The sequence below is a fragment of the Pontibacter silvestris genome (assembly GCF_020907275.1).
Classification (GTDB): Bacteria; Bacteroidota; Bacteroidia; order Cytophagales; family Hymenobacteraceae; genus Pontibacter; species Pontibacter silvestris.
The window spans coordinates 1-789 of sequence record NZ_JAJJWI010000092.1 but is presented as its reverse complement, the minus strand read 5'-3'; the positions used below and the strand labels follow the sequence as shown (position 1 = coordinate 789).

Here is a 789-nt window from a genome sequence, read left to right as displayed (position 1 = left end):
CCACCGTCAGGTACAGCCAGCCTTCCCTGGTTTTGATGTAGGTCAGGTCCGAGACCCACTTCTCTGCCAGCCTGCCTGCATTGAAATCCCTGTCCAGCAGGTTCTCTGCCACAGTGAGGCTATGGTTCGAATCAGTGGTTCGTACCCGATACCTCTTTCTTACAATGCTCTTTATCTGGTATTGACGCATCAATCGGGCCACCCGAGGACGCGAGGCTCTGATGCCCCGATCGCGTAGCTCGAAACTGATGCGGGGGCTGCCGTAACGGCCCCCGCTCTGCTTATGAACCTGTTTGATCCGTCCTACCAGCTCCCGTTCCTTGAGCTCTCCTAGTCCGACAGGATGTTTGAGCCAGTAGTAGTAGCCACTGGTACTGACCTGCAATACATTGCACATCTTCTCAACGGGAAATCGGTACCGGTGCTCCTTTATGAATCCGTATACCGCCCGTCTCCCTTGGAGAAGATGCTGATGGCCTTTTTTAGAATATCGCGCTCTAGCTGCGCCTCCTTGAGCTCTTTCTGAAGCCGCTTGATCTCTTTTTGTTCCGCCGTCAGCTCGGCAGCTGGCTGCGCGGGTGCCTGCACCCTGTTGCGCCACTTGCTCAATCGAGCTGGATCAATGCCAAGCTCTTGGGCTACCTCCTTCACTGATCCTCTGGCGTAGCTTAGCTCCACAGCCATTTGCTTGAAGGATTCGTCAAATACCCGTTTGTTCATATGGTCAAAGTTAACAGTTTATACAAAACTGCCCTTCTTAATTCCTCCAGTCAAAGGTAGCAACTCCAG

At 53.1% G+C, this 789-nt stretch carries 1 protein-coding gene and 2 pseudogenes; all 3 read right to left on the bottom strand.

Translation table 11 applies throughout. The features are described 5' to 3' along the window. Positions 1 to 202: pseudogene (locus tag LN995_RS21700) on the bottom strand (IS3 family transposase); the annotation flags it as partial. 6 nt (positions 203 to 208) lie between these two features. Further along, a pseudogene (locus LN995_RS22230) lies at positions 209 to 397 on the bottom strand (IS3 family transposase); the annotation flags it as partial. Between the two features lie 32 nt (positions 398 to 429). After that, complete coding sequence (locus LN995_RS21695) at positions 430 to 720, bottom strand: transposase (protein ID WP_229963186.1); 291 nt, start codon at positions 718 to 720, stop codon at positions 430 to 432. Between the last annotated feature and the right edge of the window lie 69 nt (positions 721 to 789).

What these genes read in the sequence shown, in the direction of transcription:
- LN995_RS21695 (WP_229963186.1), bottom strand. Translation starts at nt 720, where the DNA reads ATGAACAAACGGGTATTTGACGAATCCTTCAAGCAAATGGCTGTGGAG.